13 protein-coding genes are annotated in these 16,673 nt (G+C 52.7%); all 13 read left to right on the top strand.

Going from position 1 to position 16,673, the window contains the following annotated elements; genetic code table 11:
- Positions 1-16 precede the first annotated feature (16 nt).
- Complete coding sequence (locus ACXIZX_RS12235) at positions 17-1,147, top strand: polysaccharide export protein (RefSeq protein WP_179450138.1); 1,131 nt, start codon at positions 17-19, stop codon at positions 1,145-1,147.
- A gap of 9 nt (positions 1,148-1,156) precedes the next feature.
- A complete protein-coding gene (locus ACXIZX_RS12230) occupies positions 1,157-1,591 on the top strand; it encodes an arsenate reductase/protein-tyrosine-phosphatase family protein (protein ID WP_008104877.1) in 435 nt (144 codons plus the stop codon).
- Positions 1,592-1,603: 12 nt separating this feature from the next.
- A complete protein-coding gene (gene wzc / locus ACXIZX_RS12225) occupies positions 1,604-3,781 on the top strand; it encodes a tyrosine-protein kinase Wzc (protein ID WP_008104875.1) in 2,178 nt (725 codons plus the stop codon).
- Positions 3,782-3,962: 181 nt separating this feature from the next.
- A complete protein-coding gene (locus ACXIZX_RS12220; RefSeq protein WP_008104873.1) occupies positions 3,963-5,099 on the top strand; it encodes an EpsG family protein in 1,137 nt (378 codons plus the stop codon).
- A 15-nt stretch (positions 5,100-5,114) separates the two neighbouring features.
- Positions 5,115-5,837 (top strand): SGNH/GDSL hydrolase family protein, encoded by a 723-nt coding sequence (locus ACXIZX_RS12215; protein WP_479404255.1) that lies wholly within the window; start codon positions 5,115-5,117, stop codon positions 5,835-5,837.
- A 24-nt stretch (positions 5,838-5,861) separates the two neighbouring features.
- Positions 5,862-7,040, top strand: coding sequence for an acyltransferase family protein (locus ACXIZX_RS12210; protein ID WP_479404254.1), 1,179 nt, complete (start codon positions 5,862-5,864; stop codon positions 7,038-7,040).
- Positions 7,041-7,114: 74 nt separating this feature from the next.
- Entirely contained in the window at positions 7,115-8,032 is a 918-nt protein-coding gene (locus tag ACXIZX_RS12205; protein ID WP_061717734.1) for a glycosyltransferase family 2 protein, read from the top strand.
- Between the two features lie 73 nt (positions 8,033-8,105).
- Complete coding sequence (locus tag ACXIZX_RS12200; protein ID WP_008104866.1) at positions 8,106-8,858, top strand: glycosyltransferase family 2 protein; 753 nt, start codon at positions 8,106-8,108, stop codon at positions 8,856-8,858.
- Positions 8,859-9,014: 156 nt separating this feature from the next.
- Positions 9,015-10,049 carry a glycosyltransferase gene (locus tag ACXIZX_RS12195; RefSeq protein ID WP_154155947.1) on the top strand — a complete coding sequence of 345 codons (1,035 nt, stop codon included), beginning with the start codon at positions 9,015-9,017 and terminating at the stop codon, positions 10,047-10,049.
- Positions 10,050-10,106: 57 nt separating this feature from the next.
- Complete coding sequence (locus ACXIZX_RS12190) at positions 10,107-12,317, top strand: phage tailspike protein (RefSeq protein WP_479404253.1); 2,211 nt, start codon at positions 10,107-10,109, stop codon at positions 12,315-12,317.
- A gap of 279 nt (positions 12,318-12,596) precedes the next feature.
- Positions 12,597-13,859: a colanic acid biosynthesis pyruvyl transferase WcaK gene (gene wcaK, locus ACXIZX_RS12185; RefSeq protein ID WP_179450146.1), complete on the top strand. Its 1,263-nt coding sequence runs from the start codon at positions 12,597-12,599 to the stop codon at positions 13,857-13,859.
- Positions 13,860-13,863: 4 nt separating this feature from the next.
- On the top strand, positions 13,864-15,087 hold the full coding sequence (locus ACXIZX_RS12180) for a glycosyltransferase (RefSeq protein WP_036648512.1): 1,224 nt from the start codon (positions 13,864-13,866) through the stop codon (positions 15,085-15,087).
- Positions 15,084-16,424 (top strand): MOP flippase family protein, encoded by a 1,341-nt coding sequence (locus ACXIZX_RS12175; RefSeq protein WP_008104858.1) that lies wholly within the window; start codon positions 15,084-15,086, stop codon positions 16,422-16,424. Before ACXIZX_RS12180 ends, ACXIZX_RS12175 begins: the two co-directional genes overlap by 4 nt.
- Positions 16,425-16,673: the final 249 nt, after the last annotated feature.

Raw genomic sequence — 16,673 nt, 5'->3', positions numbered from 1 at the left:
GAAGAATCAGATGATAATGAAAATTAAATTGATACCGTTACTGGTATCCGCGACTTTTCTCTCCGGATGTACCATTGAGCCGGGTTCTCACCTTTCCACCAGTGGAAAAGATGTCATAGAGCAACAGGATAGCAACTATGACATCGACAAATATGTCAACGTCTTCCCGCTGACGCCGCGTCTGGTTGAACAGATGCGTCCGAAGCCGTTAGTCGCTCAGGCTAACCCAATGCTGCAAAATGAAATTCAGAGCTACGAATACCGCATCGGTGTTGGCGACGTGCTGAATGTCACCGTCTGGGATCACCCAGAGTTGACCACACCAGCCGGTCAGTACCGTAGCGCCAGCGACACCGGTAACTGGGTGCAGGCGGATGGCACTATTTTCTATCCGTACATCGGTAAAGTGCGCGTAGCAGGCCGAACTGTCACCGAGATCCGCACCGAAGTGGCGCGTCGTCTGGCACAGTTCATTGAAAGCCCGCAGGTTGACGTAAACGTCGCCTCATTCCGTTCACAGAAAGCCTACGTGACCGGTTCAGTCACCACCTCCGGACAACAGGCGATCACTAACGTGCCGCTGACCGTGCTGGATGCCGTTAACGCCGCGGGCGGTTTAGCCGCCGACGCTGACTGGCGTAACGTGGTGCTGACGCACAATGGCAAAGAACAACGTCTTTCGTTGCAGGCGCTGATGCAAAACGGCGACCTGAGCCAAAATCATCTGCTCTATCCGGGCGACATCCTTTACGTGCCACGTAACGACGATCTCAAAGTCTTCGTAATGGGTGAAGTGAAGCAGCAGTCAACGCTGAAGATGGACCGCAGCGGCATGACGCTGGCCGAAGCACTGGGCAACTCGCAGGGTATGGATCAGACCACCTCTGATGCTACCGGCGTGTTCGTGATTCGTCCGATTCGCGGCGCCAACCGCACCAAGATCGCCAACATCTATCAGTTGAATACCAAAGATGCGGCATCAATGGTGATGGGCACCGAATTCCAACTGGAGCCATACGACATCGTCTATGTCACCGCTACACCACTTACCCGTTGGAACCGTGTGATTTCAAGCCTGCTGCCGACCATCGTAGGTGTTGACGATGCCAGCTCCGCGGCGCTTCGTTTCCGCAACTGGTCGAACTAAGGGTTCGCCATGATTAAGTCCGTGTTAGTCGTCTGCGTCGGCAACATTTGCCGCTCCCCAACCGGGGAGCGTCTGTTCAAGCGCGCGCTACCAAACACCCGGATCGCCTCAGCAGGGCTCAGTGCCCTGAAAGGTTATCCGGCGGACCAGAAAGCCCTCGATGTGGCCGCCGATCACGGTGTGTCGCTCGATGGTCATCAGGCACAGCAGTTAACGGCCAGCATGTGCCGTGACTATGACCTGATTCTGGTAATGGAAAAGCGCCACGTTGAGCAGGTGAATCGCATCGATCCAGCCGCACGCGGAAAAACCATGCTGCTTGGCCACTGGCTCAATCAGCAGGAAATTGCGGATCCGTACAAAAAAAGTCGCGAGGCCTTTGAAGAGGTCTACGGGTTACTGGAAAACGCTACCCAGAAATGGGTCAACGTATTAAGCCGATAGTTGGGATTATCCATGAATATCAAAAACAAGGTTATGACCGCGCCAAAGGAAGATTCGAATGGATGGGATCTGGCGCATCTTGTGGGACAGCTGATTGATCATCGCTGGATCATTGTTGCCGTTACCGCCTTCTTCATGCTGGTGGCGACGCTCTACACACTGTTTGCTACACCAATCTACAGCGCAGATGCGTTAGTGCAGGTTGAGCAGAAGAATGCCAGCTCAGTACTGAATGAGTTAGACAGCATTCTGCCGCCAACGCCGGCGTCCGATACCGAGATTCAGATTCTTGAATCACGTATGGTTATCGGTAAAACCGTTGACGATCTGGGTCTGGATACCGTTGTCACTCAGAACTATTTCCCGGTGATTGGTAAAGGTCTGTCGCGCCTGATGGGTAACAAGCCATCGACTGTCGCGATCTCCCGCCTGGAAATTCCACGCACCATCGATAAGCGCACCGTTGAACTGGAAGTGACCGGTCCTGACTCGTACACCGTGTCAGCGGATGGTGATGAGCTGTTCAAAGGTAAAGTCGGTCAGCTGGAAACACACGGCGAAGTGACCATGCTGGTGAGCGGCATTAATGCTGATGAAGGCACCAGCTTCAGCGTCACCAAGCTGAACGAGCTGCAGGCGATTAACTCCGTGCTGGCCAACCTGACTGTTGCGGATAAAGGCAAAGACACCGGCGTGCTGGGTCTGGAATATCTGGGTGAAGATCCAGAGCAGATCAGCAAAGTGCTGAACCAAATCGTCAATAACTACCTGCTGCAGAACGTTGAACGTAAATCTGAGCAAGCGGAAAAGAGCCTCGAATTCCTGCGCAATCAGCTGCCGCAAGTGCGTGGCAAACTGGATGATGCGGAAGACAAGCTGAATACCTTCCGTCGCCAGAACGAGTCGGTTGACCTGTCGCTGGAAGCAAAATCTGCGCTGGATTCTTCTGTCAGCGTACAGAGTCAGTTGAACGAACTGACCTTCCGTGAAGCCGAAGTGTCTCAGCTGTTTACCAAAGATCACCCAACGTATCGCGCCTTGCTGGAAAAACGCAAAACGCTGGAAAATGAACAGGCAACGCTGAATAAAAAGATTTCTCAGATGCCACAAACGCAGCAAGAGATCTTGCGTCTGACGCGTGATGTGCAGTCTGGTCAGGAAATCTACATGCAGTTGCTGAACCGTCAGCAAGAGCTGGGTATCAGTAAAGCCAGCACCGTGGGTGATGTGCGCATCATCGATGGCGCAGCAACCGGCAACAGCCCGGTAGCACCGAAGAAACTGTTGATCATCGCGGCGAGCCTGATTCTGGGTCTGATGGTTTCTGTTGGTCTGGTTCTGATGAAAGCGCTGCTGCATCACGGCATCGAGAATCCAGAACAGCTGGAAGAGCTGGGCATGAACGTTTATGCGAGCGTACCGCTGTCAGAATGGCAACGTAAGAAAGATACCGAAGCATTGGCGCGTCGTGGCAACAAGGTGAAAACCGATCCACACGAAACGCTGCTGGCGCTGGGAAATCCTACTGACCTGTCAATCGAAGCGATTCGTAGCCTGCGTACCAGCCTGCACTTCGCGATGATGGAAGCAAAAAACAACATCCTGATGATCACCGGCGCGAGCCCAGGCATTGGTAAAACCTTTATCTGTGCCAACCTGGCAACGCTGGTAGCAAAAGCGGGCCAACGCGTACTGTTCATCGATGGTGATATGCGTCGCGGTTACACCCACGAACTGCTGTCAGCGGATAACAAATCCGGTCTGTCCAACGTGTTGTCGGGCAAAACCGAGTTCAGCCCAGCACTGATTCAGAAAGGTGCGTACGGTTTTGACTTCCTGCCACGCGGCCAGGTGCCACCAAACCCGTCTGAACTGCTGATGCATCGTCGCATGGGTGAGCTGCTAGATTGGGCGAGCAAGAATTACGATCTGGTGTTGATTGATACGCCACCGATTCTGGCGGTAACCGATGCATCGATCATCGGCAAACTGGCTGGTACTTCGCTGATGGTAGCGCGTTTTGAAACCAACACGCCGAAAGAACTTGATGTCAGCTTCAAACGCTTTGCCCAGAACGGTATTGAGATTAAAGGTGTGATCCTCAACGCCGTGGTGCGTAAAGCCGCCAACTCGTATGGTTACGGTTACGACTATTACGATTACGAGTATGGCAAACCTACGAAAAGTTAATTTGCCCGTCATTCACTGTTAATGATGAGGGTAATCCGGTGAAGAGAGGGGCGGGTTGACCGCCCCTTTTGATTGCACCGTTTGAATGACGACACGCAACGATTGACACAGGTGATTCTCTTTATAACGCCAAAAAAAGCCACTGTTGGCATGAGAACTTGTGGAATTAAGGAATCACACCATGGCTCCATATTGGTATTTATCAGGGTTTGTACTGTTGCTTGCGCTGGTCGAAATCCTGTTGAAGAAAGACGAACGAACCACCCATATTCTGACTTACCTGCTGTGCATCGCCACCGTCACGCTGATTATCTTCGCCGGTATTCGCGGTCTCGGCACCGGGATGGACGACTATCAATATCGCAGCTTCTTTGCTGACTTCATCCGCCGTATTGAGGTCAACGGTTTTGCTAACACCGTTGCCTTCTTCCGGTATGAACCGCTGATTTTTGCTATCGCGTGGATTACCAGCCTGTTTTCACACAATGCCAGCGTGTTCCTGTTTGTGTTCAGTATTCTGGCGGTATCGACTAACGCTATCTTCTTTAAAAAGATGTCGCCGTATCCGGTATTGGCATTGGCGCTTTACTCGGCGCACATCTTTATTAACAAAGACGTTAACCAGATTCGTTTTGGCCTGAGTTCGGCGCTGTTTCTTGGCGTGATCTGGACGATTTACCTCAAGCAATACTGGTGGGCGTTTGCCTTCTTTATTCTGTCCTTCCTCAGTCACAACACCGCAGTAATGGTGGTGACCATCATTCCGTTCCTGTTTATTCGGGAATCGCGCTGGTGGCCAGTGGCCATCATCATGTTCAGTGTGCCACTTTCGGTGGTGGGCGGAACCGGCTTTATCGCCTTGATCGCCGGACATCTGGGATCGATGGGGGAAAGGGCCGCAGGCTACAGTAACGAAGCCTCGAATGCCGGTGACGGCAGCGTGGTGTCGGTGTCGAACCTGAAAAACATCATGCTGGTGTTTATCTTTGTCTACTTCATGCTGAGCAACCAGCTCAAGCGCGAACAGTACGACGTGTGGAAGCTGAACTACCTGCTGATTCTGACCTTTGCGATCGGCGGCGGCATCAGGATCTTCTTCTATAACTACTCATCGGGTGCGCGCCTGTCGAACTACCTGCTGCAGGTCGAACCGATTATTTTGACGTCGCTTATTTATCAGTCGAAACGGGTACTGAAGCCGGCGATGTTTGCGATGTTTGCTTTCTTCCTTGTTTATTACCTCTATTACAACACGATCTCACTGAAGCAAGCCGTTGTCGGCTATGAAGTTGCTCGTGAATTCAAATTGTTTCATTAATCGATGAGAGGAAATATGCGGAAGACCTTACTGGCATTTCTGATCACCTCTGCGCCGTTGCTGGCGCAGGCAGATGATCACCCCGGCACCTTTATCATCGCGGCCTACGGTGACTCGACCACCGCAGGCGTTACCGCTTCGGGCGGTCGTAACATCATCAGTCAAAACAACGAAGTGAGTTTTTTGCAGCAGATGTTGCGCGAGAAGTACGGCAACAATATTGAGGTGAAGAACCACGGCATGCCGGGCGCACAGGTTTCGGTGCTGGTTTACAACAAAGACAATACGCCGATGGATTGGTCAGAACGCATGGCGAAATCCGATGCCAACATGATTCTGATTAACTATGCGATCAATGATGCGCGCATCAACTTCTTCAAAGACAAAGGCGAGCGCATTGAAACGCCGGAAGAGTACAAGCGCATCATCACCGAGTTGGTGAAAGGCGCGAAGGCGAATAACAAACTGGTGGTTCTTCAGGAACCGAATCCAATTTGTGGCAAAGCCGAGCGCTGGAACGTCTGGCCGTATGTTTACCAGTTAAATGAAGTGGCTAAAGAGCAGCAAGTTCCGATTGTGAAGCAGTTCAGCGTCATCAAAAAAAACCGTGACTGGCAATCTGAGATGTCGCCCGATTGCATTCACCCCAATGAGATGCTTTATAAACAGAAAGCAGAAAGAACCTTCAACGTCTTAAGCAGCACTTTCGATAGCGTTTTGTCACGGCACAGCAGCTAACCCAACTCAGATTCAGGAGCTGACATGTATGTATTAATCATGGTGCTGTCATTTTGTCTGGCGCTAATTATTCTGCGAGTATTCTCCTTCCACAAAGGCGTTTACAACGAGAGCGGTATTAAAAGTATCTCTGGTATGCGCGCGCTGCTGGCCAGCATCGTCGCGTTCTCACACTTCGCCCACTACATCTATTCGCTGGATGGTCAGTGGGTGTTCGATAAAGATTATTTTGCCTGGTTCTCTGAAGGTAATTTCTTCGTTAACTCCGGCAAATTTGGTGTGCTGCTGTTCTTCATGATCTCCGCCTTCCTGTTCTATCGCTGGCTGGATAATGAAACCCTGACGCCAGGGCAGCTGACGCATAAGCTGCTCAAGTCGCGTATCCGCCGTATTGTCCCAATGTTCTGGTTCTCCGGTTTTGTCATCATCGCGGTGGGCGTGGTGCAGGGCGATCTCACTTATAGCCTGACGGCGGTGAAAGATGCCGTGTTGTGGTTGCTGTTAATTGGCAGCTATCGCATGGGTGATTTCCTGACGGCGGATGTGAACGCCGGTGTTGAGTGGACATTGCGCCTCGAATGGCTGCTGTATCTGTCGATTCCGCTGATTTACGTTCTCAACCGCGCCACCAAAGGAAAATACAAAACGCTGCTGATTCTCGGCTCGATCGGCGTGATTTTCTGTGTGGCGGTTGGCCTGCGTCTGTGGGGTAAAACCTATACCGATCCGCGTCCGGTGCTGGGCTTCGCCATGGGTTATCTGGCGTATAAATATCGCGACATGTTTGCGCACTACAAAACCTCCAGTCTGGCCGGCTTTGCGGTGATTGTGCTGTCGCTGTTCTCGCTGTCGTTCACCAGCAACACCTTCTGGTATCTGATTTTCCTCTGCTGTCTGACGGTGATCTTCTTTATTGTCAGCAGCGGCAACGCCGTGTTTGGCATTCTGGAAAACAAAACCCTGATGTCGATTGGTGAAGTGAGTTACAGCCTGTATCTGATTCACGGTGTGGTGCTCTATTTCATCAAGCAGATTCCGGAAACGCTCTATCCGCATTCGTTCCTGTTCTACACCTTGCTTTCAACGCTGTTCTTTGTCGCCTCTTTCTATGTGGCGAAACTGACTTACCTGTTTGTCGAGAAACCGTTTATCGGCAGTAGCAATAAGAAGAAAGTGGCGATGAAGACCTCGCCGACAAATTAGGACATCACCCATTATTCTTTTGAGCCCACAAGTTATATCATTGATTTTGTAACTTTTTTAATGAGGTGCTGGCAATGCAGGAGATTCGCTTCTCAATTGTTATTCCCGCGTATAACGCGTCGAAATCGATTGTCACGACGCTAGATTGCGTCAAAGCGCAAACCTATCGCAATTTTGAAGTCATTATTGTTGATGACAAATCGGCCGATGCGGCCGAACTGGCGCAGGTGGTACGCAGCGAGCGTTATCAGGATTTGGCTATCAAACTGGAGCTGTCTGAGGTCAAACTCAACGGCGCCGGCGCCCGTAACAAAGGTATTGAGCTGGCAAGCGGCGACTTTATCAGCTTTCTTGATGCCGACGATGAGTGGCATCCGGACAAGTTGCTGGTCGCCAGCGAAACCATCGCCAAACTGGAAGCGCAGGGCAAATCGCGCTACGTCATCTTTAGTCAGGTGAACATCCATCAGGATGGCAGCTTCCTCAAGGTGATGCCGATGCAACCGCCCGGTAAGAACGAAACCGTGGCCGAGTATCTGTTTGGCTGTTACGGCTTCATTCAAACCAGCACCATTGTGCTGAAGCGCGAAGATGCGGTGAAGATCCAGTTTGATGCGCGCTATATTCGCCATCAGGATTATGATTTCTGCATCCGCGCCGACCGCATGGGTTACGCATTCGTGATGATCGACAAGCCGCTGGCAACGTACCATCTGGTGACCAAATTTGGTTCCAAGCACAAAGGCGAATCGGTCAAATACTCCTTCTTCTGGCTCGATACCATGAAGCCGCATCTGACCACACGCGACATCCACACTTACAAGGCGTTCAAGCTGCCGCTGCGCTACAAGATGGATGGGAAATCGCTGCAGGCCAGCCTCAGCTTTGCACGCTACTTCTTCCTCACCAACCGTGATAATCGCGCCTACTTCATGAATCGCCTGCTCGATAAGGTGAAGTCGCGCTTCTCGGGTAGAAGAGCCGTCTCCTGATTCACTTTTAAACACTTTCACTTGCTCCCTACATGGGGGCAATTTTTTGGTTCCTGAAACTCCGGGTAGACAAATGACAAATCATGTTGGCACCGTCGGTATTGTGATGCCGATGTATAACGCGCGAAATACCGTTCTGCGCGCGGTTGAGTCGATCATCAACCAGACCTACAGCGACTGGCATCTTTACCTGATCAACGACAAATCCACCGATGATTCATTGGCCTTTGTGCGTGAACATTGCCAGGACGCACGCATCACCATTCTCGACAACGAAGTGAATCAAGGCGCAGCCGAAACCCGTAACGTTGGGCTGCGCGCAGCGAAAGAAGAGATCATCGCGTTTCTCGACAGCGACGACGAGTGGCACCGCGAAAAACTGGCCGAACAGACGGCTGCGATTGCCGCCGGCGACGATTTCGTGATCACGCATTATCACTACAAAACCAAAACCGCTGACCACGATATCAACTACAGCAAACCCTACCTGCAACAGGAAAACTTCGTGAAGAAGCAGTATCGCGTTTGCTTCTCATCGGTGTGTTTCCGCCGTCCTCCACAGGGCATCTTCTTCCAGCGTAAAGGCCACGAAGACTTCCTGTTCCTCTATGAATTGTTCCTCCGCTACAAACAAGCCCGCGTGATCCAGAAAACCCTGGTCAACTATTACGAGTTGGGCGATTCACTGTCGCGCAACAAAAATAAAGCGGCGAAGTGGCACCTCGAATTATTAAGAATTATCTATAAAAACAATCCGTTAAAAGTATATTACTATTACACATGGTACATGGTGAACGGCGTTCTTTTCGCCTTGAAACACCGTTGATACCCGGCATCCTTCACGCTGCAACTGCGTTGGCTGCGCACGTCCACCCCAGTCACTTACTGAAGTAAGCTCCGGGGGATGGTCGTACTTGCCGCCTTGTTGCAGCGCGAATGATTTGGGTCTCAATTAAACAGTCGTTTGAGGTGGAAGGGATTTATGAAAAAGATCGTTTTGGTGATTAAAGATGCCTACTCATATGCGGGCACTGAAAACATCTGCAACTTTATGTCTGAGTGCCTCGGCGAGCAGCATGAAGTCACCATTTACTCGCTGGAAGGCAACGGCAAAACTTTTTATCCGTTCGAACGGGTGAAGAAAATTGTCAGCTTTGAAGGCCACAGCAACCCGATTAAAAGCGCCGTCGCAAGTATTCATCAGGAAGGCTTCGACAGCGTATTCCTGATCAGCATGGGCCGCCTGAGCGTGATGTTCGCCTTCTGGAACCTGATGGCGCTGAAGAAGAAGCGCTTCAAAGCTTATGCCTGCGAACACATCGCGATTAACTCGTTCAGCAAGCCAATTAAGCTGCTGAAGTGGCTGATGCTGCGCTATTACGACCAGGTGATTGTCCTGACCGACAAAGATCATCAGGTGTTTAACCGCTGGAATATTGCCAGCCAGCAAATCCCCAATCCGGTGGTGTACAAAGCGTTTCAACGTCAAACGCGCAGCCGTCAGGCGCTGGCGGTGGGGCGCCTGGATAACCAGAAAGGCTTCGACCTGTTGCTGGATATCTGGGCCGACTTCAGTAAGAAACATCCTGAATGGAAACTGGTGATTGCCGGTGACGGCGAACTGCGCCAGCAGCTGCACGATCAGGCTGCCGCGTTAGGTATCACCAATAGCGTTAACTTCGTCGGCAAAGTCAGCAACATCAACGATTACTACCGTGAAAGCGACATGGCGCTGATGACCTCGCGCTATGAAGGTTTGCCGCTGGTGCTGCTGGAAGCCAAATCCTGGTCGCTGCCGGTGGTGGCGTACGATTGCCCAACCGGGCCGCAGGAGATCATCAATCACGGTGAAGATGGCTTCCTGGTGCCGATGAACGACAAAACCACCTTTATCAAGCGCATGGAGCAGCTCGCCAGCGATGATGGCCTGTTCTATGCGATGAGTGAAAAAACCAAAGAAACCGCGCTCAAGTTTGACGGTAACCAGATCAAGCAGAGCTGGCTCGCGCTTGTTTAGCGACAATTATCGTGCCTCGGGAATCCTTTTTGGCCGCACAACCACGGGAATTGAAGCATGAAAAGAAGAGAAGTCTTGCAGGCCGCAGCCTCCTCGATTGTTACCGCGCTCTCAGTGAGTGCGTTTTCCAGCTACGCCGCAAAAAGTGGTCAGCCAACGTTAAAATCTGTCGATCCGTCCAGCGTACCGGCGGGCGATGTACCGATTCTGACGCCAGAAAACGTCTATACCATGCCGCCGCAGTTTTGGCAGAACTTTGAGGGCAAACTGTGGATCGGTAAGGCAGGCAGTGATGCCAGCCAGTCTGGTAATCAGATCCCGGTGTTTCTGCGCGATGCCAATGGCAAAGTGTCACAAATCAGCCAGCCGATTGCGTTGAACAAAGGCAACTTCGCCCAGTTCATTCACGATAATGCAGCGTTGATCGCCAATCCATCACACTCAATGGTGGTGGAAGATGATCAGGGCCACACGCTGTTTTCCATCAGCGATGTTTCACGTCCTAATCAGAGCAACTTTAGCCAGCGTCTGGCGCAGCCGAACGGCTATCAGCTGATTGGTGAGATCCCGTCAGTTGAAGAGCTGCGTAAAACCCGTCCGCTGTTCGCCGGTGCCAAAATCAAGCTGAAAAGCTGGCACGAAGGGCTGGAAGTGGGCGGCGGCGAGTTCGTCGGCACCTTCGGTGATGGCAAAGATGACGGCGGCGTGAACTTCAGCGGCAACGGTTTCACCTGGCGTCGCGTGGTGGAAGATTTTAACCGCCTGACGCTGTTTGATTTCGGCGCTATCGCCGACGGCAAAACCGATAGCGCACCGGCGATCAAAGCCATGTATCAATGGTCGATTGATGCCAGCCAGCAGATCTGCGTGCAGTTCCCGGCAGGCACCTTCTTTGTCTCCGAATGTGATTTCGGTGACGAAGGTCGTCGCTTCTTCCGCATCTCGGGCGCGATGGTCAACTTCGGTTATTTCCCGGCGACCACGCTGGTTTCTGACGGTCGCTCCGAATTCCTGTTCCAGGTAAATGCGCGCTGGACGGAAATCTCCAACCTGAATTTCAACGGCAACACCGATAAGCGTCCGAACAAACAGGGTTTGTTCCGCAACACCTGTCCGGGCGGCCAGTTCTTCCGTGGCGCTTGCCTGCGCTTCAATCAGGTCGGCGGCGTTTCGCTTAGCCTGCTGGATACGCTGGATTGCAAAATCGACCAATGGTACGCCAACGCCTGTACTGGTGATGTGATTAAAGCCAGCTGGTCGGGTCAAAAGGCCGGCGCATGGGATCACAGCACCGCGATTGAGCTCTCCAACTTCAACGCCCAACACTGTAAAGGCGGCATGGTGTTGAATCTGCCGCGCTGCAGCCAATCGATCATCCATAACGGCTGGATTGAGCACAGTGATTTCCCAGGCGACATCTCTAACGGCCAATGGATTGTCGATGCGCTGAGCATTGAGGATTGCAAGAACCCGCTCAACGCACGTAACTCGCGCCTTAATATGCGCCAGACCAATCTGCAGTCGGGCAGCTGGATCGATAACTCGCTGGAAGGCGAACGCTGGCTGAACATCTGGGAAATGGGCTCGACGCGCGTCGAATCCTACGGCGTCGCTATTGATGGCAGTCTGAAATACAACTACATCACCTCGCGCTTCCGCCTGACCAATAACAGCGATCAGCAAACCTGGTTTGAACTCGGCAACTTCTACTCACCAACGGTGGGTGATAGCTGGGAGATCGAGGTGTTTGGTCAGTCGCAGTTCAATAACGGTACCGCTAACCAGCCGCTGATGGATGTTATCAACGGCAAAGGCACCGGCGGCCGCGCGGTGATTCATCTGCAGCGCAAGAAAAACAAAGCCGAAGCCAGCTGGTCAGCGGAAGGTAGCTCGCCAGTGGTTGATGTGCGTTTCGAAGCGCGTAGCGATACCGACACCAAAGTCTACGTCAAGCTAGCGGGCTGGACGCCGACCACCGCCGTGCTGATCAAAAGCACCGCTAAGGATCGCTTCCTAACCGGCCAATGTGCGCGTGTGGATGCGGTGATGGACAAAGGCGCACCGGGCAGTGGCGCACAGCAGGCACCGCAACGTTTTAGCCTGCACAACGGTAAGGCTGGTATCGGCGGTAACGAGCAGGGCGATTTGCTTATGGCCTCGCGAGCGCTTAAGCCGGAACAGGTGGATACCCGCGAACCGAAAGGTTTCATTTCGGTAGTGATCAATGGTGAGCAGGTGGCTATGCCGTATTTCGCTGTGAAGTCGTAATGAGTGGTTTGTAAATCGGTCGCCATTAATGGCGACCCTACGGCATTTGATGAGGGTTTTGTAGGGTGCGCATTTATGCGCACCGGAAAGCAGCAGCGACGTTCAGAATGGTTGAGGGTTTTGTAGGGTGCGCATTTATGCGCACCAGAAAGCAGCACCGACGTTAAGCACCACTTTTTGGGGTTTACTCCCATTGCAGTCCTTTTAAACAGAGTTCACTTTGCCAGTGCAGCTATTGGCGGCTTGTAAAAATTACAAAAATTTTTCCGGAGTTTTTTTATGAAGATTTTATTGGTAGGAAACCATACCTGTGGAAATCGTGGGGATGGCGCGATTTTACGTGGGCTGATTGATTCACTGAAATCCGCGCGCGCGGATTTGGATATCGATGTGATCAGCCGTTATCCAACAAGCTCTGGCTATTTACTGCAGCAGGACATCCAGCAGGATTCCCTGTTCCTGCACAACAGCAAATCGGGCAAAGGGTTAGTCGGCAGCCTGAAACGCAAAGTGGCGAACCGCTTGATGCCGGACATCATGATGGCGCACCTCGGCAAAGGCGGCGTGTACAAATCCTTCTCGGTGCCACCACATCTGGCGGCGTTTACCAATAGCCTTGCGCAGTATGATGCGATTATTCAGGTTGGCGGCTCGTTCTTCGTCGATCTCTACGGCGTAACCCAATTCGACCACGCACTCTGTGCGCTGATGGCGAAAAAGCCGCTGCATATGGTGGGTCACTCGGTCGGTCCGTTCGAAAACCCGCGCGTCAATGCGCTGGCGAACTTTGTCTTTGATCGCGTTGACAGCCTGGTGCTGCGCGAAGAGGTGAGCTACGACCGCCTGAAGCAGGATGGCGTGACCACCAGCAAAGTGAAGAAGGGCGTCGATACCGCGTTCCTGGTTGAAGCGCGTGAAGTGGCCAATCCAAGCCATAACCTGCTGCACTGGCAAGCGATTATCAGTGCGCGCAAAACCATTGCGATCACCGTGCGTGAACTGGCGCCGTTCGACAAACGTCTCGGTGTGACGCAGAAAGAGTATGAAGCTGCCTTTGGCCGCGTAATTAACGCGATGATTGCCGAAGGTTATCAGGTGGTTGCCTTCTCTACCTGTACCGGTATTGATAGCTACGCCAAAGATGACCGCATGGTGGCGCTAACGTTGCGCGATCATGTCGAGCATCCCGAGCATTACCATGTCATCATGGACGAGTTCAACGACCTCGAACTCGGAATCCTCCTTAGCCATTGTCATCTGACAATTGGTACCCGCCTGCACTCCGCCATCATTTCCATGAACTTTGGTACGCCAGCCGTGGCCATCAACTACGAGCACAAGTCGCTCGGCGTGATGAAACAGCTTGGCCTGCCGCAGATGGCCACCGATGTGCAGAGCCTGATGGATGGTTCGCTCATCGATAAAGTGCAGACGGTGCTGGCCGACTACGACAACGTAAAACACAAAGTTGATACCGCGGTGGCGCAGGAGCGTGAGATTGGTAACCGCATTACAGCAGAAATTCTCAACGTCCTGGGGTGAAGTGATGAAGCTGACCTTTTTCACCATGCGTTTTCCTGTTGCCTCTGAGACCTTTGTGCTCAATCAGGTGACGCATTTCATTGACGCAGGCTACGACGTGGAGATTATCTCCGTGTTTCCGGGCGATATGATCAATCGCCACGCCGCATTCGATGACTACAATTTGGCAGCGAAAACCCACTATTTACTGCCGGAAGAGAAAGTATCCAACCTCGATAAGCTGACGCAGCGTATTGGCTTGATACTGCCGAAAATCACCAAAGGCGCGCTGCTTAAGTCGCTGAATGTGCGTCGCTACGGCGCACAGGCCAGCAAATTGCTGCTGCCGGCGATTGTCGCCAACACCAAACAGCCGTACACCGCAGATGTGTTTCTGGTGCACTTCGGCTATGCCGGCGCGCTGGCGAACAAACTGCGCGAGCTCGGCGTGCTGAAAGGCAAGCAGGCGACGGTGTTCCACGGCGCGGATATTTCGCGTCGTCACATCCTCGAAGAGCACAAACTCGACTACATCAACCTGTTTAAACAGAGTGAACTGATGCTGCCTATCAGCCACTTGTGGGAGAACAAGCTGATTGAGATGGGCTGTCCGCGCGCTAAGGTGCACGTGACGCGTATGGGCATCGAGCCGGAGAAGTTTAACTTCCGTCCGCGCGAAGCGTTCCATCAGCCGCTGCGCATCGTCTCTGTTGCGCGTCTGACCGAGAAGAAAGGGTTGGATGTGGCGGTGAAAGCCAGCGAAATCCTGCGTAATAACGGCGGCCAGTTCCAGTTCACCATTATCGGTAACGGCGAACAGGATGGCATGATGCGCGAGCACATAGCGCGCGCCGGATTGCAGGATTGCGTCGACATGCCGGGCTTTAAGCCGCAGGACGAGATTCGTCAGGCGCTAAACGAAGCGGACATCTTCCTGCTGCCGTCCAAAACCGCCGCAGATGGCGATATGGAAGGCATTCCGGTGGCGCTGATGGAAGCGATGGCGGTCGGCTTGCCGGTGGTGTCGACCTATCACAGCGGCATTCCTGAACTGATTGAGAATGATGTCAGCGGATGGCTGGTGGCCGAAAACGATCCTGACGAGCTGGCGGCAACGCTGCTGCGTCTGTCACGCGGCGATGTTGATGTGGCTCCAGTGGTCGCGGCCGCGCGGCAGAAAGTTGAAACTGAGTTCAATCAGCACATCGCTTACGGTGAGCTGGCGAAAATTCTGGAGCGCATGGTGTGAGCGGATTAAAAAAACAGGCCGTTTGGCTGTTTGGTAGTACCTGTTTTGCCGCATTGCTTCAGGTGTTACAGCTCGCCGTACTGGCGCGCAAACTGGAAACGCACGAGCTGGGTTTACTGGCGATCATCAATGCGATTCTGGCGGTGGCGACCGTGCTGCAGGATATGGGCATGAGCAGTTACATCGTGCATCGCCAGGACATTAATCGCCGCGAGCAGAGCACCATTTATTGGGTTAACGTGTCGCTCAGTTTCTGCACCGGCTTGATTATGCTGGCGATTGCCTATCCGGTGGCGTGGTTCTATCACCTGCCGGAGCTGGTGGGCTTAATCATGCTTACCAGCCTTAACTTCCTGGTGCTGGGACATCTTTCGCAGTATCAGGCGCACTATGTGAAAACCAAACGCATGGTGACGCTGGCGAAGATTGAGATGGCAACCAAGCTGTTCGCGTTCCTGTGTACCGTCGCGATGTTGTATTACACCTCGCTCACCGTGGCGGCGGCGATTCTTGGCCTGTTCATCAACGCCTTCACGCGTATTCTCTGCATGATCTATTTCGGCGAGAAATCGTGGCGTCCGACCTGGGAATTCGACGGCAAAACCTTCGTTAGTGCGGTGCGTTACGGTGTGTATCAACTTGGTTCGCAGACCATTAACCAGCTGCGTACTCAGGCAGATGCGTTGATCGTCGGTAAAGTGATGGGCGCGGAGATGCTGGGGATTTACTCGCTGGCAAAAGAGCTAATTCTGCAACCGCTGAAGCTGGTTTCGCCGGTGATTAACCGTCTGGCGCTGCCGCGCTTTGCTGAGAAGCAGCACGATCCGGAGCAGCTGAAAAAGCTGTTCCTGAAAGGGACTTTCGTCATCATGCTGTTCAGCAGCGCGATGTATCTGGCGATTGGCATTTTGTCACCGGTGATTGTGCGCGTGCTGTACGGCGCTTCGCATGAGCAGGTTTACCATCTGATTCCGCTGATGCTGTTGTTTGGCATGCTGCGTCCAATGGGCGGCTTAACCGGCGCGATTTCGCAGGCCAACGGTCGCACCAATGTTGAGTTCTACTGGAACATTGTGGCGAGCCTGGTGGTGGTCGCGGTGCTGGCGACAACCTACATCTGGCCGAACGTGCTGTATGTGGCGCTGACGCTGTCCATCTCGCAGGTGCTGATCTCGGCCTTCGCGCATCCGTTCTTCATCAAGCCGGTGATTGGCATCCGCTTTATGCCGTATGCGCGCCAGTGGGTTTCAGTGTCGGTGGTGTTTGTGGCGCTGATGATGCTGGTAAACCACTTTAACCTGTTCGTGATGCCGGAATGGTTTGAGGGCTGGCTGTAACCTTCGTAGGGTCACCGTTAACGGTGTAATGTCGCTCAGTTAAGCATTAATTTCGATATGAATTCAGGTGCGCATGAATGCGCACCCTACGAAAAACGCGCCACTCCTTAGTAGGGTCGCCATTTATGGTGACCTTGCAATTCCTACACGTTAACTTTTCTGAAAATCACTGGTCTTTTCCTTCGTCACTCTCATTCCATCCTCTCGCGGTTTTTCAGCGGCTTAGTACATCGTTTCCGCTTTGGAATC

The organism is Candidatus Pantoea symbiotica (genome assembly GCF_056491525.1).
The sequence above is the reverse complement of the archived record's forward strand: the minus strand, read 5'-3'. Positions and strand labels throughout refer to the sequence as shown.